Source organism: Chryseobacterium sp. C39-AII1 (genome assembly GCF_039672645.1).
Taxonomy (GTDB): Bacteria; Bacteroidota; Bacteroidia; order Flavobacteriales; family Weeksellaceae; genus Chryseobacterium.
Map to the genome: position 1 here is coordinate 97,141 of NZ_JBDFPQ010000011.1, position 25,489 is coordinate 122,629.

The 25,489-nt window shown below is 32.7% G+C and carries 22 protein-coding genes; 13 read left to right on the forward strand and 9 right to left on the reverse strand.

The annotated features are described in order from the left end of the window. The first annotated feature begins 32 nt into the window (after positions 1 to 32). The 8 genes from ABEG63_RS16035 to ABEG63_RS16070 all read left to right on the forward strand — a co-directional run bounded on the left by ABEG63_RS16035 (position 33) and on the right by ABEG63_RS16070 (position 11,104). The gene (locus ABEG63_RS16035) at positions 33 to 854 is read left to right on the forward strand and encodes a PAAR-like protein (RefSeq protein ID WP_346586182.1); all 822 of its coding nucleotides are present in this window, start codon (positions 33 to 35) and stop codon (positions 852 to 854) included. Positions 855 to 866: 12 nt separating this feature from the next. Next, positions 867 to 3,581 (forward strand): hypothetical protein, encoded by a 2,715-nt coding sequence (locus ABEG63_RS16040; protein WP_346586183.1) that lies wholly within the window; start codon positions 867 to 869, stop codon positions 3,579 to 3,581. Further along, positions 3,578 to 4,918 carry a tetratricopeptide repeat protein gene (locus ABEG63_RS16045; protein WP_346586184.1) on the forward strand — a complete coding sequence of 447 codons (1,341 nt, stop codon included), beginning with the start codon at positions 3,578 to 3,580 and terminating at the stop codon, positions 4,916 to 4,918. The genes ABEG63_RS16040 and ABEG63_RS16045 overlap by 4 nt, the downstream gene beginning before the upstream one ends. Before the next feature lie 22 nt (positions 4,919 to 4,940). Next, positions 4,941 to 5,939: a hypothetical protein gene (locus ABEG63_RS16050; RefSeq protein WP_346586186.1), complete on the forward strand. Its 999-nt coding sequence runs from the start codon at positions 4,941 to 4,943 to the stop codon at positions 5,937 to 5,939. A gap of 45 nt (positions 5,940 to 5,984) precedes the next feature. After that, positions 5,985 to 6,905, forward strand: coding sequence for a hypothetical protein (locus ABEG63_RS16055; protein WP_346586188.1), 921 nt, complete (start codon positions 5,985 to 5,987; stop codon positions 6,903 to 6,905). A gap of 4 nt (positions 6,906 to 6,909) precedes the next feature. Further along, complete coding sequence (locus ABEG63_RS16060) at positions 6,910 to 7,848, forward strand: hypothetical protein (RefSeq protein WP_346586189.1); 939 nt, start codon at positions 6,910 to 6,912, stop codon at positions 7,846 to 7,848. A 19-nt stretch (positions 7,849 to 7,867) separates the two neighbouring features. Then, positions 7,868 to 8,611 (forward strand): hypothetical protein, encoded by a 744-nt coding sequence (locus ABEG63_RS16065; protein ID WP_346586191.1) that lies wholly within the window; start codon positions 7,868 to 7,870, stop codon positions 8,609 to 8,611. Positions 8,612 to 8,797: 186 nt separating this feature from the next. Then, on the forward strand, positions 8,798 to 11,104 hold the full coding sequence (locus ABEG63_RS16070; protein WP_346586193.1) for a GAF domain-containing protein: 2,307 nt from the start codon (positions 8,798 to 8,800) through the stop codon (positions 11,102 to 11,104). Here the strand turns inward: ABEG63_RS16070 and ABEG63_RS16075 are convergent. Continuing rightward, on the reverse strand, positions 11,101 to 12,015 hold the full coding sequence (locus tag ABEG63_RS16075) for a bestrophin family ion channel (RefSeq protein ID WP_346586195.1): 915 nt from the start codon (positions 12,013 to 12,015) through the stop codon (positions 11,101 to 11,103). The genes ABEG63_RS16070 and ABEG63_RS16075 overlap by 4 nt on opposite strands. 30 nt (positions 12,016 to 12,045) lie before the next feature. Then, positions 12,046 to 13,218 carry a Pycsar system effector family protein gene (locus tag ABEG63_RS16080; RefSeq protein ID WP_346586197.1) on the reverse strand — a complete coding sequence of 391 codons (1,173 nt, stop codon included), beginning with the start codon at positions 13,216 to 13,218 and terminating at the stop codon, positions 12,046 to 12,048. A gap of 26 nt (positions 13,219 to 13,244) precedes the next feature. On the opposite strand from ABEG63_RS16080, the gene ABEG63_RS16085 reads away from it, so the two are divergent. Next, complete coding sequence (locus ABEG63_RS16085; RefSeq protein ID WP_346586199.1) at positions 13,245 to 16,961, forward strand: metallophosphoesterase; 3,717 nt, start codon at positions 13,245 to 13,247, stop codon at positions 16,959 to 16,961. Between the two features lie 58 nt (positions 16,962 to 17,019). Here the strand turns inward: ABEG63_RS16085 and ABEG63_RS16090 are convergent, their stop codons facing one another. From ABEG63_RS16090 to ruvX, 6 genes are all read right to left on the reverse strand, one after another. Further along, positions 17,020 to 17,892 carry a hypothetical protein gene (locus ABEG63_RS16090; RefSeq protein WP_346586201.1) on the reverse strand — a complete coding sequence of 291 codons (873 nt, stop codon included), beginning with the start codon at positions 17,890 to 17,892 and terminating at the stop codon, positions 17,020 to 17,022. A gap of 2 nt (positions 17,893 to 17,894) precedes the next feature. Then, positions 17,895 to 18,974 carry an FUSC family protein gene (locus ABEG63_RS16095; protein WP_346586203.1) on the reverse strand — a complete coding sequence of 360 codons (1,080 nt, stop codon included), beginning with the start codon at positions 18,972 to 18,974 and terminating at the stop codon, positions 17,895 to 17,897. 3 nt (positions 18,975 to 18,977) lie between these two features. Beyond that, entirely contained in the window at positions 18,978 to 19,745 is a 768-nt protein-coding gene (mazG, locus tag ABEG63_RS16100) for a nucleoside triphosphate pyrophosphohydrolase (RefSeq protein ID WP_346586204.1), read from the reverse strand. A 316-nt stretch (positions 19,746 to 20,061) separates the two neighbouring features. Continuing rightward, positions 20,062 to 20,622 (reverse strand): DUF5606 domain-containing protein, encoded by a 561-nt coding sequence (locus ABEG63_RS16105; protein ID WP_267404270.1) that lies wholly within the window; start codon positions 20,620 to 20,622, stop codon positions 20,062 to 20,064. A 100-nt stretch (positions 20,623 to 20,722) separates the two neighbouring features. Continuing rightward, positions 20,723 to 21,295, reverse strand: a complete 573-nt coding sequence (gene def, locus ABEG63_RS16110) for a peptide deformylase (RefSeq protein ID WP_267404272.1) — start codon at positions 21,293 to 21,295, stop codon at positions 20,723 to 20,725. Further along, positions 21,292 to 21,708, reverse strand: coding sequence for a Holliday junction resolvase RuvX (gene ruvX / locus ABEG63_RS16115; protein ID WP_346586207.1), 417 nt, complete (start codon positions 21,706 to 21,708; stop codon positions 21,292 to 21,294). Before ruvX ends, def begins: the two co-directional genes overlap by 4 nt. Positions 21,709 to 21,821: 113 nt before the next feature. Here ruvX and ABEG63_RS16120 point away from each other — a divergent pair, with 113 nt between their 5' ends. After that, positions 21,822 to 22,298 carry a histidine phosphatase family protein gene (locus ABEG63_RS16120; RefSeq protein ID WP_267404276.1) on the forward strand — a complete coding sequence of 159 codons (477 nt, stop codon included), beginning with the start codon at positions 21,822 to 21,824 and terminating at the stop codon, positions 22,296 to 22,298. Positions 22,299 to 22,358: 60 nt separating this feature from the next. Here ABEG63_RS16120 and ABEG63_RS16125 read toward each other — a convergent pair whose 3' ends face one another. Beyond that, positions 22,359 to 23,903, reverse strand: coding sequence for a serine hydrolase (locus ABEG63_RS16125; RefSeq protein WP_346586209.1), 1,545 nt, complete (start codon positions 23,901 to 23,903; stop codon positions 22,359 to 22,361). A gap of 81 nt (positions 23,904 to 23,984) precedes the next feature. On the opposite strand from ABEG63_RS16125, the gene ABEG63_RS16130 reads away from it, so the two are divergent. From ABEG63_RS16130 to ABEG63_RS16140, 3 genes are read left to right on the forward strand one after another with little or no spacing between them, the layout of a single operon-like run. Further along, entirely contained in the window at positions 23,985 to 24,434 is a 450-nt protein-coding gene (locus ABEG63_RS16130; protein WP_346586211.1) for a GNAT family N-acetyltransferase, read from the forward strand. A 55-nt stretch (positions 24,435 to 24,489) separates the two neighbouring features. Next, positions 24,490 to 24,987 carry a metallophosphoesterase family protein gene (locus ABEG63_RS16135; RefSeq protein WP_346586213.1) on the forward strand — a complete coding sequence of 166 codons (498 nt, stop codon included), beginning with the start codon at positions 24,490 to 24,492 and terminating at the stop codon, positions 24,985 to 24,987. Between the two features lie 2 nt (positions 24,988 to 24,989). Further along, positions 24,990 to 25,484, forward strand: a complete 495-nt coding sequence (locus tag ABEG63_RS16140) for a Smr/MutS family protein (protein WP_346586215.1) — start codon at positions 24,990 to 24,992, stop codon at positions 25,482 to 25,484. Positions 25,485 to 25,489 lie beyond the last annotated feature (5 nt).

Below are 25,489 nucleotides of genomic sequence, written 5' to 3' on the forward strand. Positions count from 1 at the left end.
ATACATTTGATAAAACACAAAAAAACACAATCATGAAAGAATATAAAGTTCAAAAAGGTGATACTCTGCTGTCCCTTTCTCAAAAATTAGGCTTACCGAGCGCCTATTCGCTTAAAGAATTCCACAACTTCAAAGGCCCCATCGAACGAGGGATCGGAAATGAGATCAAAGAAGGCATGATTCTCACCATTCCAGAACCGCATGAAGTGGAAAAAATGAATGCCGTTATCGCAGAAAGAAGGAAAAAAACTGAAGAAGCTAAAGCTCAAGAAAACAAAGCCGAAAATAATGATACAGAAAAATCTTCTGGTGATTCATCTCCAAATGCTGAGCAGAATACAGAGTCCAAAGAAGAAAAAGAAACGAAAGAGAAAGATGCGGGTGAGCATGAGGGCAAACTTTTCATCATCCAGAAAGGAAAGGCGTTTTGCGATAAAGGAACAAAGTTTCCGCAATTTAAAGTGAGCAGCCATAAAAAGCATTACATCAATAACGAAGATAATTCTGATGATTATCTTGCTGTTACCGAAAATGATCTTCAGTTTAATCCGCCTGCGGTTCCCTTTGGAAACTGTTCGCTGCAAAATAATCAACCCTGCACCTTTGCTCCCGCAGGAAAATGGAAGAAATTTTATCCTGACACCAAAGTTTTGGGAAATGCTTTTCTGACCGAAATCTCAGAACTTCAATGTTCCATTGGTGGAAAAATAAAAATCCTGGATCACGGGCAACGCGCACAGCTCAGCAAACAGAATTTTAAAAATGCTGATGCGAAAGTACATCAATACATTAACCCGACAGTGGATTTGAGGAAGTTTAATGACCAGTTGGATGGTGAAGATTTTTATTCATAAAATACTAGTAAAATGGCAAATTTAATTATATCAGGAGAAACAAATCCGGAAATAGGAAAAGACATATTTTACAGTATTTTTCCTGTGGGTTTAGATCAAACGATTGCAAATCCTCTTTCCCCAATTTCTACCCAACCTGCACATTGGGAAATTTATGTGCTGGAAAAAAGAAAATGGAGAAAGACAACTCAAAACGCAAAAACTGGCGATACTGTTTCTTACAATTTTAATCAGAAAAGTCTGGTAAGAGAAGGCATCAAAATCGTGGTAACAAGAGGAAATGACAAAGGTGAGCTTCACATTAAAACAAAGAGAGCAGGAAAGCCAAAAGTAAAAAAGGTTGAGCTTTTTGACCGGAATTATCATAAGATCTCAAAACCATTAAATTATACAGACACCATTATTGCAAAAGCGTATTGTGATGAAATGGAAGGTGAAACCGTATTGTTTACCCTCTGGGAAGATGATGCGGTAGGAAGCGGACATAATAAAATCAATGAAATGAATAAGATCAATCCCATCCCACTTCGTAAAGATGTGGTAGACGGAGTGGCTGAAGTACGTTTCAATATGGCTTTGTATACCCAAGCTGCAAGAATTGCGGATATGCAAGTGGCGAAAGGCGATAAAAACGAAGGAAAAAATCACGAATATTACGTAACGGTAGATTATTACGGTAAAATGGTGGGTGAAAGTAAAAATGTGAATATTCAAAATCCAAACTATGATAATCCCATTCAACGAGCGCTTGAATTACAATATCCTGAAAAATTTCCGCCCAAACCAAAAGAGCCTAATAAAAGGTCTACTCCATCACCTGAAAAGCCTAAAAAAGATGCTTTCAAAGCGCCTATCACTGCAAAGGCAAAAACAAAAGCTCCGGATCCGAAAGGGAAAATTTTGAGTGCACATTTTGTAACGCTGGGACAGCAGCCCCTCAAAGATTTACAATTAAATGTTCCGTTTTATGCAAAAATACGATCTGAGGGCATGAAAGGTAAAACTATAAAACTTACACTTTTTGAAGATGACAGTGCTTTTGATGATCCCGTATATGAAAAATTTGTACTCATCACCAGTGATGTTTCTCTTCATCAAATTAAGATTGATGAGGAAATGTATAAAGTAGGAGGCGATCTGTCTGGGCAACAGTATTATATAGAAATTAAATACACATCAGAAACTGTAAATTCTTCTGTCTTAAATTTAAGAGATGATGCACCTTTAACAAAAATGAAGACTGGTAAAAGTACGGTTGGGGTGAAGAAACAAGAGAAAAAACAAGAAAATAATAAAGAAGAATGCAAATCCTGCCAAATTCTCCTAACAGTAAATGATCTTGATAAGTTTATGAAAGTAACAGGACATGGCTCTATTTTAAATCAAACTCCATATGATAAAAGGATACCCGCATATATAAGTTATTTAAATAAATATATGAGTGATTTCGAAATTAATAAAAATTGTTATAGAAGAGCTAATTTCTTAGGACAAGTAGCAAAAGAAACAAAATTTTGGAGTTATAAAGAAGATTTTGTACACTCTGTTGGCTCTCTTATTAGCAATTTAAAAAACTTTAGGACGCTAGAAGGTAAAAAATATGCTAATGAATTAGGTTATAAGAAAAATAAATCTGAGATTACAAAAGAAATAGAAATAAAAATAGCAAATTATGCATATGCAAGAAATCCAAAAAGATTTGATTTAGGCAACAATGAATGCCCTTTAAATAAATTAAATGATCCGGAAGAAGATGGCTATAAGTATAGAGGTCGTGGCTTAATCCAGCTAACAGGTAGAAATAATTATACAAAATTCCAAGAATGGTATAATAAAAATAGACAAAAACTCTCACTTCCAGATGTAGACTTCATTAAAAATCCGGATTTAGTATTTGAGCCAGAATACATTGTACTATCAGCAATATATTTTTGGGACGCAAACAATTTAAACCAAAAAGCAAATTCAGGAGTTCAAGAAAAAGATGTTCTAACAATCACAAATATTATTAATAGTGGGGAAGATCAAAATAAAAAAAATATTAGATTTGATTATGTCAAGGCTGCATATGATATGCTAACTGAAAAAGCTTCTGATTGTCCATTAAAAGCTAAAAATCAAATATCAAAAAGTAATTCCTCTTGGCACGATCCTGTAGATAATCCTCAAATTACTGTACACAACTTTAATGGTTCTTATGATCCAGATTTTAGTTCTTTTGGAGGGCATAGAGGTAGGCCACATACAGGATTAGACATATTTGCAATTAATAAGCGAACAAAAATATATGCTTGTTTAAAGGGAAAAATTGTGTATAGTGATAATATACCTGGATATGGAAAAACAATTGTTCTAAAAGTTGATAAAGATGATTTAGAAAAAAATAAAAAAAATTATACTTTAAAATATGATAGAGAGCAAACAAAAGGAGACGCATATGATTCTGGAGAAAATAGATATATTCTTTATGCCCATTTAAGCAGCTATGAATTTACAAAAAAAGATGTTGAGCCGGGAGATGTAATTGCTATATCAGGAGTTACTGGAATAGCTGAAGCGACTCATGGTCCACATTTGCATATTGAATTTTCGAGTAAACAATTACCACAAAGAGGAGATCATTATAAATATAGATGTAATCCATTATATTATATTTCATTGGTTACACCCGATAGATCATTACAAGAAAAATATAATAAAGTTAATAGAAGCACTGATAATATATGAAAGCAATAGTATTATTAATATTTTTTACATTTACCTTACATAACTGTAAAGAAGGTAAAGAAATTCAAAAAGAACACAGTTCTGAATACCCTAATTCAGAAATCACACTACCTTTAATTTTTACACCTGTTAAAGAGATCAGAAAAGATTTCATTTTAAATGGGAAGAATTATAGTTATGAATATAATATCGACGGAAAAATTATTAGAATATCTTCTAGCAATACTAATAATGGTTTCTATAACGAGATTGTCTTCAATGATAAGATAATTGGAAAATCTCAAAACAACTCGTTAACATCAGTTCCTTATTATTATAAGAATAAAAATTTAGGTTTACTATTTATTGAAGAAGGCGATGAAAACGGAATTTGGGGTTACAATATTTTTTTAGTAAAAGAAAAAATATCAGAAATAGGTTTTCTAGATATTTCTTCTACTAAAAATTCTCATCTAAATAAATTTTTAAGTTTATCACAAGATAATAATTTAATAATCTTCAATTTTTTAGAAACCAAAATTTTTTCACAAGATCAAATAATCAATAAATCTGATGAGACTGTTAAGATAGATATTAAGACATTGAAGATAGTAAAAGAATTTGCCAACAAACAATCTTCAAATATTGATTTTTCATTCGATCAAAAAGATTTTAATATTAATTTTAAGGAACAAAAAATTACACCAAAATCAGAATATATATATTTTGAAAATAACTTATTAGTTGTAAAAAAAACATTTGAGGACAATAATCCTCATAATATTATTAATTACAAATTCTATTTTGATTTTTATAATCAAATTAAAATAGATAAAATCGAGTTTTCGAAAAATACGTACGTTGAACAAAACAATATTTGTAAAATTTATTATACTTATCTACCAAAGAATGGAATAAACGTCTCAATTAATAGTTTAAATAGCTTTACAGAAAACAACCTTTCAAATTTCATTCGAAAATTAACATTAAAGCAGGCACTTGAAATAGTTTCAACTAACAATAAAAACTACCAGTGTACGAGTTTATTAAATACAGAAGAAATTATTGAACTTTTAGAAAAATTTCCAATAAGTATAAGTACAATAAATAATTATAATAATATAGCCTACTACTTACAAGAATCTCATATTAACCATGAGGCAATACTAATTCTTAATAATATTTTAAAAAAATTCCCAGACCGTGTTGTGGCATATTTAAACCTAGCAGATGCTTATTGGGAAGAAGGTAAAAAAGAAAAAGCAGTAGCAAATTATCGTCAATATGTTTCACTTATGAAATCGCAGGGAAAAGATTTAAATAAAATTCCAGAAAGAGTTTATACAAGAGGGGAATAAAAAATAAATAAACATTGTAAAAATGAAACAACTATTTGTAATAACTATTTTATGTTTTCTCTTTAACTGTGAGCGAAAAGTAACGACTTTAAATAAGAAAGTTGATATAGGAGTTGAAAATATAAAGCAAAATTTATCCTTTGATTTTTCTATAATAGAAAGGGATAAAGACAATAGACCTTTAAAGGTCGAAATTGATATTAAAAATAATGATAAAGTAATACAAAAGATTAATTACAATCCCGGATTTTGGTTAGATAAAGATTTTAAAATTAATCAGAAAAAATATTTCGGTACAAATCTACCCTTGGAAGAAGGCATAGAAACTTATCACAATTTTATTATTGCCGATTTTAATTTTGATGGCTTAGAAGATTTTGCTATTCTATACGACTCTGGCGGAAATGGAGGTTCTTTTTATTCTTATTATTTTCAAAATGAAACAGGTAAGTTCAATCTCGATAAAAATTTTCCACTTAACGAAGGTTATTTTCCAAAAGAAATAAACAAGAATAATAAAACAATTACAATAAGCAACCCGATTGGTTGTTGTAAAATAGAAACTACAATCTTTCAATTAAAAGACAATTGGAAAATAATTTCTTCAAAAGAAGAAAATATGAATAATGACTCGCCAAATGGTATCTGGAAAACCAACTGTGGAAGCGGCTTAGGAAGTTTGACAATCAAAAATAAAAATGCATCATTAGTTGTTCTTTTTAATCAAATATATATTGAGATGGAGGAGGTAAAAAGATATGACTTTGAAAATGGAATTGCTTATAAATTAAAACAAATTCCAGAAGATTTAGGATCCTATGGTATTAAACTCGATTGGAGTGAATATACAAATGAAAAACCTATTGCCTATGTTAAAACAGTTGACGAAAATACCTTAAAATTCTACTGGTATGGATTTTATAACAATAAAACTAAAAAAAGAGAAATGACTGAATGTCAATTCAATCAAGAACAAAATATATCTAATGAAGAAATTATATTAAAAAAATGCGATGAATAAATTGCTAATGATTGTATATGCAATAAGTTCTTAAACCAAATTACAATGCTGAAAAAAGATTGTTTGCTTTTAATTCTTCTGCTATCATTTATATATAATTGTAAAGATCAAAACGAAAAAAATTTCGTACGCGAAAAAACTACTGCTAATTCAGATACAATAATAACAGATATAAAAAAAGATTGTGATATAAATATTGAACACAATATTTATAATTATTTATTATGTCAATCTTGGAAAAATTTAAATGAAAATGATTTAAAAACGATACTTCATTATGCAAAAGAGGAAAACGATGCGGAAGTATTAAATGTTATTGGAAAAGAAATTCCTTCATGGATTATTGCTGATTTAAAAACCAACTCAAAAAATTATAAATTAAAAGTTAATGGCTACTCCTATATAAAGTTAATCGATGCGTTTGGCTCTGAAAAAATATTAACGTTTGATGCTGAAAATAGATCTAAAGTAGAAAAATATTTTATTAGAAACCTAACAGAGGATGATGATGAAAATTATAATGAAAAATTAAAAAATATTAAACCCGCAATAATTGACTTAAAAAACTGGAAAGGGAATTTCAAATTTGATAATAATAATAATAATAATAATAATAATAATAATAATAATAATAATAATAATTACGATCAGCTTTTTAAGAAATACACTTTAAATATCACTAATAATAAAATCACTTTCTATCAAGGAGATTTGCCAGCGTGTGAAATTTCGTGCATCCCATACCTTTATAATAACAATCTTTATTTATATTTTGATTCGGAGACAACAGATTGTAAAGAATTTAGTTCAGATATGATTAATAATTTATTAGATGGTGACTTTATGATGAAATTATATAGAAAAAATGGAAGTTATTATATCACATCGCCAATCATTGAAGTATGGGATGAGAAAACATCTAGCTTTAAAATAAATACTCCAACAAAATTAAATATTGAAAATTAAAATAATGAAATATTTATTCGTAGGACTAATTTGTGGACTTTTTTTAATGAATTGCCAAAATAAAGAAGGAACCGTTAGTAAAGAAAGTTCTGGAAGCAACTTAGATACCATTGAAATAAATAAATTACCGTTTGGTAATGAGCTACTGATTAAAAAATTTATTAATAATGATGAATTAGGCTTTTTGGACGATTCTGAGACTAAGTTATTAGAATTTGAAGATTCGTCATTCCTATCATATTATGAGAAATTCTTTAAAAATTCGAGCTTACCAATTGATAAATTTTATAAATATAAACAAAAGAATATCCTTGATTTCGGTTTAAATTATATCGAACCCATAGATAGTATTAATACATATAAAGGATATTATTCATTAGCCAAAAGACTACCTGATATTGGAAAGAATAACATTTTTATAATGAATTCAAATATGAAAAATGGAGAATTTTTAAATATTTCCAATTGTATAGACTTGGTGGTTTATAATCGCGAAAAAGGAATAATTAATAATTTAAATTTAGCCTTTTATTTATCCGCAACAGACGAAAGGTATTACAATTTCTTTGGAGACATTCATAAATACTTCTATATTGATTCTAATTATACTATTCACATTAAATATTTTGCAGTTAACAACGACTCCAATTCAAGTTTGCTCATTTACACAAAATATAAGATTCAGCAGGATGGTATTATTGTGAGGTATTTCGAGCAAGAAAATACTAATTACAAAAGTGAATTTGAAGAAGGTATAATAAAGAATCATTTGAAAGAAGGTGTTTGGAAAGAAACTCTCAGTAATACACATACCAACTATTGCATAAAAAATTATAAAAACGGTATTACAACAGGAAATGTAGAGATTGTTAATATTGATGACAATGGAAAAAAGAGCTCATTTTTCATAGATAAAAATTCTTATTTACCCTTAAAGAACTAAAAATGCTAAAAAGTAAATGATGAAAAAAATATTAATAATCCCTATCCTATTCATTTTGGTTTATTGCCAAAAGACAAAGAAAATAGGCGCAGAATCCAACCGTAAAGAAATCGTAAATTTTGAAAATCAGCAATTTCAATCTTTTGGGTTTCAAGATAAATATGATCTGAATCCTCCATTAACATTCAAAGAAACAACCGAATTAGAATTTAAAAAATACGATAAACAGAATCATTCAATCATAAATGCAACCCCAAAGATGAATCGTGATAATTTCTATTTGGAAACAAATCATAAAATTTTGCAATTTAAAAAGGAAAGTGATAATTCAACGAATCGCAAAGAAGGTGAAAATCGGTACGAATATTTAGGATTTTATCCTTCCCTGAATATGTATGCAGTCTCTTCTAATACTGTAAGTGAAGGATTAGGATTTAGCAATTTTGAGCTGATAAATAAAGCCAGTGGTAAAATTTCTAAAATCATGTCACCAGGCGATGACAGAATTGATCAAATTTTTATATCTCCCAACAATAGCCATATAGCCTACTTTTATAATCAAATTTATGATGAGAATAATAGTTTTATAGGAGTTTTAGAAAGTAATGCATATAAAGATTATTTTAAAGAATCACGAAGTTTTATGTCTGATCAGTTTAATATTCATCAGCTTGTTTGGGCTGGGAAAAATACCATACTAGTTAAAGTAACCTCAGACAATGCAAGGAGTTTTAAATATTATAAAATAGATATCCTTCATTAAAATCATTCAAAAATAATTCACTTTTCTTCACAAAGAATTAAAACCTTCCAAAGGCTGCCTTTTTTGATGTCGAATTTCGAAATTAAATAAAATCTGATAACAATCTATTCAAACACTTAGAAGAATAATAAAAATACAAGATCTTCAAATCCCGCTTTTTTCATAACTTTACTTGAAATTTCAGCTTTGGCTAGTTTCCACAAAAAAGATTCTCCATTTCAGGTTTATATTTCGTTCAAAAAATATTTGGATGTGCTGGAGCATATTCGATATAATGACAGACTGGAATATCGTGTCAACTACGCCGAATCACTGATTGATAAAACAAAAAACTTTCAGGAACTGAGAGACGGCTTTCAGGATTTAACGTTACTCGATAAATACGAAGACCTCATCAAGCTGCTTCTGGCAGACCTTTTCCCGACCGGACTTACCAACAATGAAATAAAAGCGGCAAGCATTCCCCTTTCAAATATTACCTTCAATTACACCGAAAGATTTAAAAATATTCTGAAAGATGCTGGAAAAGATTTCGAAATAGAACTAAGAAATATCAATGACGATGAATTCTATGTTTTCTGCTGCTGTCTTATCGTTCAGACCTATTTCAAACGGGATATAAAAGCCTCCATCCCTTTTTATTATGATATTCCCAATAAACAGGGAATCATGAAACATTATAAAATTACGGTAAACTCCGATTTTAGTGAAGTTTATCCTACGGACGGCGTGAAAATTCCGGATGAAGATACCATCAATATGCTGTTGGAAAATCTTGATGATATCAAATTGTGGAAAAAATATTTTCCTTCCAAATCATGGATCTTAAGCGGATTTTCAATTATTTCCTTGGTGGACTGTACTTCTGAAGTCGCTTTATCAGATCTAAAATCAAGTATGATTAAAATTGATCCGGAAAATCTTATTCCTGATGAAAATTTAACCGAGATTTTTAAGTCTTATTTCGACATTTCCGAACTCAATTTTGGGTTAATGCTTTTCAACAAAAAGGAAAAAAGACTTGATAAAGTTCCGATCTACGAAAATGTATTCACCAATCACATTCTTGACTTCTGGATCAACACTTTTGATGAAGAAGTTCGAAAAACGGCTTTTGAGAATTTTAGTTATAATTCAAAACCAATTGTAGTTTCCAATGTTGATAACTTAGATTCTCACATCAAAAAAATGCCATCTTTTAATATTTTAAAAGATAACAATATCAACAGTTTTATGGTGATTCCGATTATGAAAGACAACGAATTGTTGGCGATCATGGAGTTTACATCGCCTCAACCCAACAGTTTAAATGGTTTAAAACTCAAAAAGCTTGAATTTTTTGTTGATATGATTCTTTTCTCACTGTCAAGATTCAGTTTTGAGCGAAACAATCAGATTGAAGCGATTATTCAGCGTGAATATACTACGATTCACGACAGTGTTGTTTGGAAATTCAGAAGTGAAGCCGAGAAGTATTTCAACGCTTTTCTATCGAGAAAAATATACACTTTAAAACAGATTTCATTTAAAAATTTAACACCGCTTTTTGGCTTTTCAGATATTCGTTCTTCTTCAGAAAAACGTTTCAATTTAATGTTGGAAGACCTGAATGAGCAAATCGATTGTCTTCACGATATTTTTTCAATCATTAATTCAGATTCGGAGAAATATTTATTGGCATTAGATATTTTTGAAAATGAACTGAATAATGAAATTAAAGCAGACACGGAACAACGCCTACAAAGATTACTGAGAGATGAAATTCATCCTTATTTACAGGGCAAGCTTGAAGTAAAAAGCTCTGACGAAGTTAAGGCAAAAATCAAAGAATATTTTTCTAAAGTTTTCAGTCAGAATCATTTATTTTATAGCCACAGAAGAAGCCTAGACGAATCAATCACGCTGGTTAACAGGAAATTAGCAGACATGCTGGATGAAAGTCAGGTAAAGGCGCAGCAGATTTTCCCACATTATTATGAGCGTTTTAAATCTGACGGTGTAGAGCATAATTTGTTTATCGGTCAGAATATAGCTCCTGATCTCCAATATTCCTCGAAAGTCGTTCATAAACTGAGATATTGGCAGCTGAAAACCATCTGCAATATGGAACGGGAATTTCAGAATTTCAAACAGGATCTTTCGATTCCTTTAGATATTGCTTCGCTAATTTTTGTTTATAATGAAAAAGTAGACATCCGTTTCCGAATGGATGAAAAACGTTTTGATATAGATGGCGCCTACAATTCTTACTATGAAATTATTAAAAAGCGTTTGGATAAAGCGCATGTAAAAGATTCTCAGGAAAGAATTACCTGCCCCGGAAAAATTACCATCGTTTATTTCGGAATGGAAAACCAGAAAGAATACTTAGAATACATCACCAAACTTCAGAAAAAAGGAATTCTTCAGAGTGATGTTGAATTTTTAAGAGTTGAGGATCTACAGGGAATTACGGGATTATTGGCGTTGAGGGTTTCCTTAACTCATATTTAATCTATAAAATAAGAATCCGGTTTTTTCAATTCTCCTTGCGGAATTTCCGCTTGCTCAAAAATGGAAAACTCAATCGTTCTGCAAATGCTGTTCAATGCTAAGTCATTTTCTTCCTCACCGAACGGTTCACCAATCTCCTGAATAATAGCATCCAAAGCAATAAAGGTATAGCTTATCAACAAAACAATCAACGGCATCATCCAGCCCAAAGTATCTACCAACCCGAAAGGTAACCAAAAACAGTATAAATACACGGTACGATGCAGCAAAACGCTGTATGCAAAAGGCAAAGGCGTGTTATAAATTCTCTCGCAACCTCCGGAAATATTCGAAAACTGATTCAGTTGATCGTCTATTTGGGTTAAAATAATCGTGTCAATATTTCCTTTTTGATGTTGCTCATGAAGCCAATCTGCAATAAAACCTAAAATAATACTCGGAATAAACTTCTTCCCATTTATCTGCTCCAGCTGCTCCGGAGAAAGCAATTGAGGTAAATTTCCCGTTCCCGACTTATCTCTTAATTGATAATTCAAAGCCCAGCAAAATGCAGAGATCAGTTTTATGATTTTTTGCTTTTCTTCTTTTGAAACATTCGGAATATAAGATAAAATCTGTCGGGTTAGCGATCGAGTTTCAATTACGAGCAATCCCCAAAGTTTTCTTCCTTCCCAAAAGCGGTCATAGCTCGCGGAATTACAAAAGCCCATAAAAATCGCTAAAGCCAAACCAATTAACGTGAAAATAGTCGGATTAAGATGAACTTTATAATCGAAAATTCTTCCTTTAAAAAAATAAATAAACAGCGAAAACAGCAAAATCACAAAAAGTTGAGCCATTATTTTCTTCAACACAGAACCTCTCCATATGAATAACATTCTCAACCAATTGGCACGCTGTCTGACAATCATTTTCTTATTGGTTTATATTAAATTTCACAGTTAAAGCGAAAGAAACGCATATCCGAAAGACAACACAGAAATGATAATTCCCGCCATGAAAATCTTATACGTTGTGGATAAAAGCTTGTATTTTCTGTCTAAAACTTTCCCTAAAAAATAAAGATCTTTCACCATAGAATCATAAATATAATCTCGGTCTTTTATCAAATCTTTCATCGCATTATGATAATCATCAAACAACATTTGATGGAAGTTTCCGAAGAACAGAAGATTCACTTTTCTGTTTTGAATATCCTCATTGGTGAATTTCGTTTTCGTCACATTTGGTTTTGTGGATAAAATGGCGAAAATAATTGTCAGAACACTGGATAATAGCAAAATAAAACTCGGAATAACCAGGTGAGAATTTTTCGGAGCATCCAATTTTGGAACTAATACAGAAAGACAAACGGAAATGATAATGGCATTTACAGAAAGTAAAATATTCGCTTTACTGTCGGCAATATCACTCAATCTGGTATGGTTATTCAGCGTCACCCTGAACAAAGTATCCACACTTCTATCTGGTTTTGCTTCTTTTTCTTTCTCTTTTTTACTTCCCGAATTTTCTTTTTTATCTTCTTCTTTTTCTAGTTTTTTCTCAATTTTCTTGATATTTTTCTCTTTCAGCGGCTGCCAGTTGGTCTTCGCATATTCAGTATAATATTGATGCTTGTTTTTCAGCATTTCAAGGTTACCGGCATTCCATTCATCATTCGAGAAACATCTTACATTGGTAAGCTCCCACTCTTTTCTTAGTGCGTCAGAAATATCATTATAATCGTGGCTCGCAAAATGGCTGCAATCGGCATCTTTTACAATTTGCTCCAATAAGTTTTGAGGCTCGTAAGTAATTTTGGTAGCCAAAATAAGCTTGGTGATTTCTGCAATCTCATTTTCTGGATAATTTTCTTTTTGTAGAAAATCTTTCATAATCTCTACGCCTTTTTCTTCGTGATTAAGCGCGCATTCGATATATCCTGTATCGTGAAACCAAAGTGCTAACAACACTTTTTCCTGATCTTCTATCGAGACAGGTGTGTTTCTCATAATTTCCTCCGCTTTATTTACCGTATAGGTGGTATGGATAAAATTATGATAAAAATATACAGAAGATAACTTATCTTTGAATAAGATTTCAACGTAATCTTTGGCTTTTTGTAAAATGCTCATGGCCGATTATTTGTTAATGTAAATTTATGAATTTATCCTTTAAAACTCATCTAAAAAATACTTCTATTGTCCTTAGAGTAGTATTGTCTGCCGGAGTTCTTTATTCCTGCGCAACATATAACGTAAAAAAGGGTAAAAACTTATCTGAAGTAGAAAAATCTGATATACAATCTGAAAATGACTTTAAAATTTTCCTTATTGGGGATGCCGGAAATTCCGATGAAACGCAGGCTCAGAACACCTTAAACTTTCTGAGATCAAAGCTAGATTCTGCAGATAAAAATTCTATGCTGATCTTTGTGGGAGATAATATCTATCCCAGCGGAATGCCTAAAGAATCCAGCAAAGATTACGCATTGGCAAAGCAAAAACTGGAAAATCAATTAGATATTACCAAAAATTTCAAGGGTAAAACGGTCGTCATTCCAGGAAATCATGATTGGTATCACGGATTGAACGGCCTAAAAGCTCAGGAAGATTTCGTTAAAAATTATTTTAATGATAAAAAGGCTTTTCTGCCAAAAAATTCATGTGGAATTGATGATATCAGCTTAACAAAAGATATTAAATTAATTGTTATTGATACAGAATGGGCTCTTGTAAATTGGGATAAATATCCGGGAATCAATAAAAATTGTGACGTTAAAGCCCGCGAAGATCTCTTCACTGAATTTAAAGATTTAATTAATAAAAATCAAGACAAAAAAATCATTGTTGCGCTTCATCATCCAATCATAAGCAGCGGAACTCACGCCGGTTTTAATTCTGCAAAAACTCATCTCTTCCCATTAAAAGGTAAAATTCCGGCTCCGGCAGTTGCTACGACGATTAATATTCTGAGAAATGCATCAGGAGCCAATCCACAGGATATCAACAATCAACATTACGCCGATCTTGCCGGAAGATTAAAAAGTATTGTTCAGGATAAAGACAATATTATTTTTGTTTCCGGGCACGATCATAATCTGCAATATCATCAGGAAAGAAATATCCGACAAATCATTAGCGGTGCGGGTTCCAAAACAGACCCTGCCACCATTGCAGAGAAAACTGATTTTTCTTACGGAGGAAGTGGCTTTGCGGTCTTAAATATCAGAAAAGATCAAAGTACCGATGTAGAATATTTTTCTACAAAAGACAATAAATTCGAAAAATTAGCCCAGATCCAAGTTTTTGATAAGCCGAAGAAGTTTATCAATGATTTTCCAAGTTCAATTCCATCACAGGTTACATCAACCATTTATCCTAAAAAATTAACCGAAAAAGGAGGTTTTTACACTTGGCTTTGGGGCGAGCATTACCGAAAATATTACGGAATGCCAATCGATCTGCCAACCGCTAATATTGCCGCACTGGATGGCGGTTATACACCTTTCCGCGAAGGTGGCGGAAACCAGTCTAACAGTTTGAGATTAAAAGCACAGGACGGACAGGAATTTGTAATGCGAGGCGTGAAAAAAAGCGCGGTTCGTTTTCTTAATAATGTCGCTTTCAAAAAAAGTACGTTCGGAAACGAATTGAATAATACTTTCCCTGAAAAATTCTTGCTTGATTTTTATACAACCAACCATCCTTTCACTCCATTTTCAGTAGGAAATCTGGCGGATAAAGTGAATCTTTTCCACAGCAATCCGCGATTATATTACATTCCGAAACAAAAGGCTTTGGGAGAATATAACGAGCATTACGGAGATGAAATGTACATGATCGAAGAACGTTTTTCTTCAGATCCGAAAACATTGGCGTCATTAGGAAATGCAAAAGATATTGTTTCTACGGATGATGTTTTAAAAAATTTGAATAAAAACTCTAAATATTCGATTGATCAGGAATCTTACATCAGAGCTAGAATATTTGACATGTTGATTGGCGACTGGGACAGACATTCCGACCAATGGAAATGGGCAGAATATCAGGAAGGTGACAAAGTAATTTACAAACCAATCCCAAGAGACAGAGATCAGGCTTTCAGTAAATATGATGGTACCGCTTTTAAAATCATTATGAATATTCCTGCAATTCGCCATATGAAGACGTTTAAAGATGATATTAAAAGTGTAAAATGGCTGGCGATGGAACCTTATCCTTTAGATCTGATTTTCTTGAAAAGATCTACAGAACCAGAATGGATCGAACAGGCAAAATACATTCAGGATCATCTGAGTGATAAAGATATTGATGAAGCTTTTGACAATCTTCCGAAAGAAGTAAAAGATGAAACGATTGCTGATATTCAAAGAAAATTAAAAGCCAGAAAACTGAAATTACAGACTTATGCAAGTCAATATTTCGATGTTCTGCAGGAAAAAGTTCCGTTAGCAGGAACGGTACATCCTGATAAATTTGTGATTACAAAAACAGGAAATTCAGTTAATGTAAAACAATATTCATTAGACAAAAAGCAGGAAAATCCCGAGTTGGTTTTTGAAAAAACGTATGATGATTCTAAAACTAAAGAATTGTGGATTTACGGTCTGGAAGATGACGATATTTACGATGTTTCAGGGGATGGAAAACCTAAAACAACCATCCGTTTGATTGGAGGATATAATCATGATACTTATAATGTTACCAATGGAAGCAAAGTAAAAATTTATGATTTCAAATCTCAAAAAAACACTTACAACACACATGAAGCAACGAAAAATATCTCTGATGATTATGATATTAATACCTATAATTATAAACATCCGAAATACAACTTTTTTGCGGGCTATCCTAATTTAGATTACAATCCTGATGACGGTGTTATCGTAGGACTATTGGGTTCTTACACAGTGAATAATTTCATACGCGACCCTTTTACTCAAAGACATACGTTGAAAGTGAATTTTTATACGGCAACCGCGGGATTCAACGTGGCGTATAAAGGAATTTTCAAAAAAGCGATCTGGGGCTGGGATTTCAATTTAGATGCTCTTTACAGCACTCCGCGTTTTTCTGAAAACTTCTTCGGATTATCAAACGAAAGCCCATATGATAAGCAGGAAACGGGGCGTGAATACAACAGAGCAAGAATTTCTAAGATCTATTTTGCTCCCTCTATTTCAAGAAAAAGCTGGGGAAATATTGAGAATAAATTTCAGTTGAATTTTGAGAACAATAAAGTTCAGCGAAAAGGAAATCGTTTTGTAGACGTTTCGCAAGATGTAAATCCTGAGGTATTTAATAATCAGTATTTTGGAGGAGCTAATTATACTTTCGGCTATAAAAACTTGGATAATGCTGCCTTCCCGACTTTGGGTATGGAGTTTTTGGCAAATCTGCAATGGAAAACCAATCTTTCCAATCTTGATAAAAACTTTTTTGCCTTGGAAGGAACTTTTACCATCGATCATAAAATTGATCCTAGAGGAAATTTCGTTTTTGCGAATTCGAGCAACGGAATGTGGATCAGTAATAATAATTTTGAATTTTATCAAGCGGCGAGCATTGGCGGAAATAACGGAATGAGAGCTTTCAGAAATGACCGTTTTTCAGGAAGATCTTACTTTACCAACAACTCGGAAATTCGTTGGGATTTCGGAAGAATCAGAAATAATATTGTTCCGGCCAATATGGGAATTTTATTGGGTTATGATTTAGGAAGAGTATGGAATGATCATGAAGATTCCAGAAAATGGCATCAATCTGTTGGTGGCGGATTTTGGTTAAGCGTTGTAGAAATGTTCTCAGCACGACTAAACTATTTCTACGGTTCAGATGGCGGAAGAATTTCAGCAGCTTTAGGAATGACTTTTTAGAAGAAAATAAACTAAATAATTATAAAAAATCCGCAGATTGTTTCTGCGGATTTTATTTTTATTTTAAATCAAACTTATAAACATTCCCTCCAGTTTTCTTATCCTTTTCATCAGCAATCAGCAATGTTTTATCATCAAGAAAAACAACGGATTCCTTTTGAGAATTATGATGCAAAGAGATTTTCTGGATATTTACTTTAGAAAAATCATTGGTCGTAAATCCTGTTAAAACCTGAATATTTTTATGATTAAGCAAAACAATTTTATCTTTTGTACTGTTAATCGTAGCTGAAGTGATCGCGGCATCGCTATAACCGCCGTCAAGCTTCAGTTTACCGATCATTTTCGCTTCAAAATCACCTTCTTTATTAGGAACTTGGAAAACAAGAAACGTTCCGTCGAAACCTTTGCTTCTGTTCTTAGTAAAAAGGTAAAAATTTCCATCCATTTCTATGAAAGCTTCGCAATCATATAACCAATTCGATTTTTTTGGAGGAAATTCAGTTTGTCCTTCATAATGGAATTTAGTCGTTTGAACAACGTTTGTATTTTTTTGAGAAGCATCTTTCAAATCTAATTTTAAGATTGAAAGATTTTGCCGGTTGTTATCATTATTTCCGAAATCTCCGATATAAATATTTCCCTGAGCATCTTTTGTAATATCTTCCCAGTCGTTGTTTTCAGCATTTTCCACCAAGACATCTGCAATTTGTTTCCCCTGCAGATCCAGACTATAAACAACATTTTTATTTCCCTGATCTTCTATGGCCCAAATTGTTTTTTTATCCTGAGACAAAGCGATCCCGGAAACTTCTTTTAGTTTTTTAGGTAAAGAAAATTCCACTTTTAATTCTTCATTTTTCGGCGAATCCTGAGCTTTCGGATTACAGCTCCACAAAAAGAATGCTGATAAGATAAGAGTTCGCAACATATTTATTTTTTAAATTTTTTAAACTGAAAATAAGAGAATCTGATATTTTTCTCTAAGTTATTAATAATCTGCTGATGGTGAAGGAAAAACCCTGCCGCCAAACCAATCAGACTTCCGATGATCGTGTCCAGCAATCTGGCGTGCATTAAATGTTCTACATTATGATGAATTTCACTTCCTGTTTCTGCTAAAAGAATAGTTAAGGGAGTAATGAAAATCACCGCCAAACCATAATTTCTCACTACCATCAATTCAATGATAAATTGTAAAATCGTGATAATAACGATCATCACAATCTTTTCGGGATCAAATAGCAGAATGAGCCATGCAAAACCTATTCCGATAAAAGTTCCTAAAATTCTGTGCATATTTCGTTGTCGCACATGTTCAAAATTTCGTCCCTGAATAATGGCAATCGCTGCAATAGAAATCCAATAGCTATTATTGAACTTCAAAACATGACCGATGATTAAAGTCAAAGCCATGAAAATTCCGATAATTGAACTTTCTACAAACCTGGTATATCTCCTCTTATTAAACGATCTTCGTGGAATGCTTACCTTTTTACTTTTTTCAACAAAAACAGAATAGATAAAAGCAAAAGAACAGGATAAAATAGCTCCCATTGCCACCAGTCCTACTCTTATAGGAATCATTTCTAAATCAAATGGAAAGGTACTCGCCATTGCCGCAACCATGATAAAGAAAAAATTTCCCGGCGGCGGAATTGTAAAATAAGACGAAATAAAATGAGCCAGAAATGCAACAATTCCCACTGATAATGCCGAAAAGTAGACATTAAAACCAAAGAACAGACTTATGGTAAACGAAAAAACCATTCCTAAAGCACAAATTGCCAAATGAATCATTCTCTGTGTAATTGGTGCTGATGTTAGATACAAAATCGTTAATGCTCCCAAACTGGAAATGCTTCCGTAATTGGGTTTTCCTAAGAAATAGCCGATGAATAAACAACTTCCGATACACAACGCAGCAAGAACAGGAAAATGCCATTTCCTTTCTGTCTGTTTGAATTCCAATAAATATTGAAACCGATGATATATGGGATTTTGTACCTTCATTTTTTATTGTAAACGCTTCGCTTTTTCCCACAAAACATCCATTTCTTCCAAAGTCATTTCTCCTAATTGTAAATCTGCCTCAGCTGCAAGCTGTTCCAATTTCTGGAATCTTGAAATGAATTTCAAATTGGTTCTTTCCAACGCAGAATCCGGGTTAATTCCTGAAATTCTTGCATAATTGATCAACGAGAAAAAGACATCGCCCAATTCCTGTTCTTTTTTATCCAAATCTGTTTCCGCGTGAAACTCTTGAATTTCTTCATCTACTTTTTTCCAGGCATCTTCAGCATCATGAAATTCAAAACCAATTCCTTTCACTTTATCCTGAATTCTATAGGCTTTTACCAAACTCGGCAGACTTTTCGGAACTCCGCCCAAAATAGACTTATTTCCTTCTTTTAATTTTAATTTTTCCCAGTTCTGCTTTACTTCTTCTTCGTCTTTTACTTCGGTATCACCGTAAATATGTGGATGACGGAAAATCAGTTTTTCATTTAAAGAATTTATGACATCTGCTATATCAAAACTCTCCTTTTCTGAACCTATTTTAGCATAAAAAACCAAATGAAGCAAAACATCTCCTAGTTCTTTTTTTATTTCCTGTAAATCATTTTGCAAAATAGCATCCGAAAGCTCGTAGGTTTCCTCTAGCGTCAAATGACGAAGCGATTCTAACGTTTGCTTCTGATCCCACGGACATTTCTCACGCAAATCATCCATAATATCCAATAATCTTCCGAAGGCTTCTAGTTTTTCCTGTTTGGTATTCATAAATTGAAAATTCAAAGTGATACAAATTTACGGGAAATCTTTGTGAATGTTCTTTTGTCTTGAAACAAAAGAACGAAAAATTCAAGACTTGGAATCTTCCGCTAAAAATTAAAATTCAAACCTAAAATCCCCAAAACTCACGCGAATTAAGCATAAGTCCTTCGTAAAAAAATTGTCTCGCGCTCAAACCGTGGGAATTTCTTAACCGACTAAATTCTAATTTTCTTAACGCTCCATTTTCCTATGTCGGTTTAAGTCTGAAAACAAAAAACCTCATCATTTCTGACGAGGTTGATATTTTTAGTTCAAAAAAGAATTATCCTTTTTTAGACTGAGTCGTTTTTGGAGCTGATTTCGGAGCTGAAGTCGCTTTTACTTTCGGCGTTGCTGGCTTGTCTGCTTTTGGAGCAACTTTTTTAGGAGCTTCAGTTTCTAAGCTTACTTCTTCAGCTGGCGCACCTTCTAATGTTTCAGGCTCTGCTTTTACGAAGCTTTCAGGAGTGATGTATCCCGCTTTGTGAAGAATATTGTACCACTGAGCCAATTTTTTGATATCAGAAGCGTAAACTCTTTCTGTATCATAATTTGGAAGAGAAGCTAACATGAATTCTTTCAATTCAGCATCACTAGATTTGTGAGCAATAGCTTCTTTGTAATCGTTGTTCTTAGCAATATTTTCAAAAACTTCGAACAAAGGAACTTCTTTATCGAATGTAAACATCGCGATATTATCTAGCAAACTTACTTGGCTAGAGTTTCCAATGCTTACTTTTTTCTTTGTAGTAACATCTTCAATAATAAATCCGTTTCTTAATTGAGAAACTAATTTGAAAAGTCCTGGTTTTCCAGAAATTGAAATTATTTTTTCTAACAGCATAATTTTATTTTTTGTAAATTCTGCAATCGGCTTTCAGTACTTCGACTCGCTCAGTCTGAAACTTTTTGCGCTTTTATTTTTCTTTTTTAATTATTCAAAACTATTTTGGAAATCTCATTTTGTAATTGATGCTTACGTCTCCCTGAGTGATTTTTGATAATTTACCTTTCACCAATTTCTTCTTTAAAGCACTTAGATGGTCGGTAAATAAAATCCCTTCAATATGATCATATTCATGCTGAATTACGCGGGCTCTAATATCGGAAAAAGTTTCTGTATGTTTTACAAAATTTTCGTCATAATATTCGATCACGATTGTTTCCTTTCTTTTCACATCTTCTCTTACATCCGGAATAGAAAGACAACCTTCATTAAACTTCCATTCTTCGCCAGATTCTTCTAAAATCTGCGCATTGATGAAAACTTTTTTAAATGCAGCCAATTCATCCTTAATATCTTCATAATCCTCATCGTCTGCTAAAGGAGTAACGTCTATCACGAATAAACGAATGTCTAACCCGATTTGCGGTGCAGCCAGCCCTATACCGTTTGCACTGTACATCGTTTCAAACATATTGTCTATCAACTCTTGTAGCGCCGGATAATCTTTATCAATATCCTTCCCTACTTTTCTTAAAACTGAATCCCCAAAGGCTCTTATCGGTAAAATCATCTTGTTCTTTGTTCTAAAAAATTCTGCAATATGATGGTTGCACTTACTTTATCTATTAATCCCTTTTCCTGTCTCTGTTTTTTACTTTTTCCACTTTGGGAAATAAAAAACGAAGCCATTTTCGAGGTAAATCTTTCATCCAGACGATTCACTTTTACAATCGGAAATTCTTTTTGAAAAATTTCTATAAACTTTAAAATGTCTGTTTCTACTTCTGAAATATTTCCTTTCAAATCTACAGGAAGCCCGATTACGACTTCATCTACCTTATTTTCGCCGAAATATTTTTTCAAAAAATCAACTAATAAAGGAGTTTGTACCGTATCCAGACCGCTAGCTATAATCTGCATATCATCCGTCGCAGCAATGCCACAACGAGCCTTTCCATAGTCTATTGCAAGGATCTGTCCCATAAGTTTGCAAATTTAGTAAATTTTAATGATTTTATTCCAAACACAGTTTTTTTTATAAATCATGTTTTATTCCGTTATTTTTTTTATAATTTTAATTTTCCAAAAACGAAAATATGAAGAAACTCATCCTCGTAAGACATGCAAAAAGCGACTGGCCGGAAGAAACGGAGGACTTCGACAGACCATTGGCAGACAAGGGATTAGAAGAAGCCATGCATATGTCCCGATTTATGAAAACAAACAATGTTTCCATAGATTCTTTTGTATCGAGCCCGGCGGTTCGAGCGCTGAATACGTGCAGAATTTTTAATCAGACCTATCATATCAATATTATTACGGATGAGAAACTTTACAATCCCTCGGAAAGCAATTTTGAATCGGTAATTTATGATTTAGACGACAGCCACGAATCGGTTGCATTTTTCTCACACAATAACGGAATTTCCAATTTCGCCAATTCTATTTCGGAAGATATTTTTCACTTCCCGACTTGCGGTGTTGCCGGTTTTGAGATCGACTGCAATTCCTGGTCGGAGTTTGATGGTGCTAAAAAGAAACTCCTGTTCTTTTATGATCCCGGAAAGATCTAGATTATCTCTTTGACAGATTTAAATAAAAAAAGCTCCAACAAAAGTTGAAGCTTTAAATTTTTATTTTCTTTTTAAATCTAAATCATCAAAATCAAAACTGAAATCGGTAACATCAGAAATTGCTTTTAATTTCGCAGATTGTGCTTTTCCGTTTTCATCGTAACTGAAAATGATATAAGAATCGGCATCATAGCTTCTGTCGTCCCATTTGATGATGAAAGAATTATTGGAGAAAGGCAATAATTCACCTTTTAACCTTGGAGAATTTTTGCATGAAAGCCTGTATATATTTCCTTGTTGAGCAATATCTACATCTCCAAACCAAACGTCATTGTAAGTTCCTACAAACTGTTCAGATTTTGGATGAAGATTTTTCTCTTTTTTAAAGGCTTCAGATTTAGCAAAAGCTTCTTTTTTCTGTTTATCATAAAGTTCATCCACTTTTTTCATTCTCTCGCCGTAAGTTTTCAACCAGTTTCTGTCTGCCACTCCAAGATAAGAATCTTTCACAGTATTTGTAATAGTGTTGAAAGCTGCACCCGATTGTTGATTAGTCAGTACCACAATACCTAATTTAAGATCAGGAATCAAGGTAAACTGAGTCACCGTACCGATCAATCCGCCTGTATGCTGAATCTGCTTGTGGCCTTTAACATCACTTAAAAACCAACCCATTCCATAACCATAAAAATTCGTGTCATAAGGATTTTTAGCCGCCACTTTATCCGGAATCTGCAAACTCCAAAGCTGCTGAACATTTTTATCCGAAACCAGTTTTTTACCGTCTTTGGTTGTGAAATTATTCATCAGACATTCTGCCCACGTCGTCATGTCTTTGATGTTACTCATAATTCCTCCGGCTGCATTTCCCGTTTCATTCCAATCGTGAGGAACGGCGATTGCTTTTCCGTCTACCGGTGCGTGCGCATCAATTTTATTGGTAATTGCTTTTGCTCTGTTGTAACTTCCAAAACTTGAAGTCATGCCAACAGGTTTCATAATTCTCTGTTCAATAAATTCAGCCCAGCTTAATCCAGAAACTCTGTGAATCACTTCTCCGGCAACAATAAACATGATATTATTATAGTCTAAAGTCGTTCTGAAAGGATTTTCAGGCTTCAGATATCTTACGTTATGTACAATATCATTCACCGTCAGATTTCCACCTTCAGGAAAAAACATTAAATCGCCCTGTCCCAAACCTAAACCTGCTCTGTGCGTCACCAAATCTTTGATCGTCACATTTTGGGAAACATACGGATCATACATTTGAAATTCAGGAATATATTTTGAAACTTTATCATCCCAATCCAGTTTTCCTTCATCTGCCAAAATCGCCAAAGCCGTACACGTAAAACCTTTAGAATTGGAAGCAATCCCAACCAAAGTATTATCATCCATTGGCTGTTTTGTAGTTAACGAACGAACACCAAATCCTTTAGAATAAATAACTTTTCCGTCTTTGATAATTCCGACAGACATTCCCGGAACGTCAAAAGTTTTTAAGGTATTTTGAACCAGCTCGTCCAATTTTTTCTCTTCAACCTGCGCGTTGGCAACACTCACCGTTAAAAGAAAAAGGAAAAAAGAAAGTTTCTTCTTCATATTTTTTAAATTTTCTCAAAGTTAATCAATTCCGCATTTATTAATTAAATTTGAATTTTAACCCGAAAAATAAACATTCAAATGAAAATTATTTCGATAAGACACAACCCCGAATATAAAGATAAAGCGATACAATACTTTCAGGAAAGCTGGTCGGAAGTATATCCGAAAATGTACGAAGATTCGATTACTCATGCGATAGGAGCCGAACAATCTTTACCCCAGTGGTATCTCTTGGAAAAAGACAGTGAAATTATTGGCTGTGCCGGATTAATTACCAATGATTTTATCAGCAGAATAGACCTTTATCCTTGGATTTGTGCTTTATTTATTGATGAAAAACATCGCGGAAATAATTACAGCTCATTGCTTTTAAAGAAAGCAGAAGAAGATACAAAAAATGCAGGATTTAAATATCTGAATCTATGTACCGATCATATTGGTTTGTATGAAAAATATGGTTACCAATATATTGGGCAGGGCTATCATCCTTGGGAAGAAGAATCGAGGATTTATCAAATTACTTTGTAGTTGAAATTTTATAAAAACTAATTAGTTTCATAAATTTGCAGAGAATTTTGCAATAATGACAAACATCCTTCTTCTCTCCGACTCTCATTCTTATATTGACGACAGAATTTTAGACTATGCCATGCAAGCCGATGAAGTTTGGCATTCCGGAGATTTTGGAAATATGGACGTGATTGAACAGCTTGAAAAAATTAAACCATTAAAAGGTGTTTACGGAAATATCGACAGCCCGAAAATACGTTCGGAATTTCCGGAAGTGAATCGTTTTTTCTGCGAAAATCTTGAAGTCTTGATGATTCATATCGGAGGTTATCCCGGAAAATATACTCCGCTGGCTAAAGATGAAATTGCAGCAAAAGCTCCGAAGCTTTTTATTTCAGGACATTCTCACATTTTGAAAGCCATGTTTGATAAAAAAAATAATTTACTGCATTTAAATCCCGGTGCATGCGGAAAACAGGGATGGCATAAAGTGAGGACGATGATGAGATTTGTGGTAGACGACACCGAGATAAAAGATTTGGAAATAATTGAATTGGGACCAAAGAATTAATAATGAAGATTGGCGATAAAGTTTCTGTAGTTGATGAAGATCTGGAAGGCATTGTAACTTCCACGAAGGGAAATATTGTGGTTTTTAAAGATGAATATGGCTTCACCCATCAATATCCCAAAGAGAAACTTGTTCCTAAAAACGTTGATTTTTACGAAAATATTAAAGTCGTCAAAAAAGCAGAACCTAAAAAACTAATTTCTAAAAAACATCATAAAAATCATTTGGTTTTAGATCTTCATTTTCATAATTTAGTTAAAAATCCGAGTGACTATGATAGTTTTGAAAGATTATTCATTCAGAAAGAAAAATTACTGGAAGTGATGGCTTTTTGTAGAAAAAATAATTTGAAAAGATTGGAAATCGTTCACGGAATTGGCGATGGAACGCTACAAAGAATGGTTTTGGATGTTTTGGAAAGCCAGACTAATCTCGATTTTTATAATAAGGAAATACTTCACCATCAATCGGGTGCGGTAATGGTAGAATTTCACTAAATTTG

Bases quoted from the DNA above. Each gene is read 5' to 3' on its own strand.
- ABEG63_RS16060 (WP_346586189.1), top strand. From the start codon at position 6,910: ATGAAATATTTATTCGTAGGACTAATTTGTGGACTTTTTTTAATGAAT.
- ABEG63_RS16045 (WP_346586184.1), top strand. From the start codon at position 3,578: ATGAAAGCAATAGTATTATTAATATTTTTTACATTTACCTTACATAAC.
- ABEG63_RS16040 (WP_346586183.1), top strand. From the start codon at position 867: ATGGCAAATTTAATTATATCAGGAGAAACAAATCCGGAAATAGGAAAA.
- def (WP_267404272.1), bottom strand. From the start codon at position 21,295: ATGATTTTACCGATAAGAGCCTTTGGGGATTCAGTTTTAAGAAAAGTA.
- ABEG63_RS16095 (WP_346586203.1), bottom strand. From the start codon at position 18,974: ATGAAGGTACAAAATCCCATATATCATCGGTTTCAATATTTATTGGAA.
- ABEG63_RS16125 (WP_346586209.1), bottom strand. From the start codon at position 23,903: ATGAAGAAGAAACTTTCTTTTTTCCTTTTTCTTTTAACGGTGAGTGTT.
- ABEG63_RS16085 (WP_346586199.1), top strand. From the start codon at position 13,245: ATGAATTTATCCTTTAAAACTCATCTAAAAAATACTTCTATTGTCCTT.
- ABEG63_RS16140 (WP_346586215.1), top strand. From the start codon at position 24,990: ATGAAGATTGGCGATAAAGTTTCTGTAGTTGATGAAGATCTGGAAGGC.
- ABEG63_RS16105 (WP_267404270.1), bottom strand. From the start codon at position 20,622: ATGCTGTTAGAAAAAATAATTTCAATTTCTGGAAAACCAGGACTTTTC.
- ABEG63_RS16080 (WP_346586197.1), bottom strand. From the start codon at position 13,218: ATGAGCATTTTACAAAAAGCCAAAGATTACGTTGAAATCTTATTCAAA.
- ABEG63_RS16050 (WP_346586186.1), top strand. From the start codon at position 4,941: ATGAAACAACTATTTGTAATAACTATTTTATGTTTTCTCTTTAACTGT.
- ABEG63_RS16075 (WP_346586195.1), bottom strand. From the start codon at position 12,015: ATGATTGTCAGACAGCGTGCCAATTGGTTGAGAATGTTATTCATATGG.
- mazG (WP_346586204.1), bottom strand. From the start codon at position 19,745: ATGAATACCAAACAGGAAAAACTAGAAGCCTTCGGAAGATTATTGGAT.
- ABEG63_RS16065 (WP_346586191.1), top strand. From the start codon at position 7,868: ATGAAAAAAATATTAATAATCCCTATCCTATTCATTTTGGTTTATTGC.
- ABEG63_RS16120 (WP_267404276.1), top strand. From the start codon at position 21,822: ATGAAGAAACTCATCCTCGTAAGACATGCAAAAAGCGACTGGCCGGAA.
- ABEG63_RS16090 (WP_346586201.1), bottom strand. From the start codon at position 17,892: ATGTTGCGAACTCTTATCTTATCAGCATTCTTTTTGTGGAGCTGTAAT.
- ABEG63_RS16135 (WP_346586213.1), top strand. From the start codon at position 24,490: ATGACAAACATCCTTCTTCTCTCCGACTCTCATTCTTATATTGACGAC.
- ABEG63_RS16055 (WP_346586188.1), top strand. From the start codon at position 5,985: ATGCTGAAAAAAGATTGTTTGCTTTTAATTCTTCTGCTATCATTTATA.
- ABEG63_RS16035 (WP_346586182.1), top strand. From the start codon at position 33: ATGAAAGAATATAAAGTTCAAAAAGGTGATACTCTGCTGTCCCTTTCT.
- ABEG63_RS16130 (WP_346586211.1), top strand. From the start codon at position 23,985: ATGAAAATTATTTCGATAAGACACAACCCCGAATATAAAGATAAAGCG.
- ruvX (WP_346586207.1), bottom strand. From the start codon at position 21,708: ATGGGACAGATCCTTGCAATAGACTATGGAAAGGCTCGTTGTGGCATT.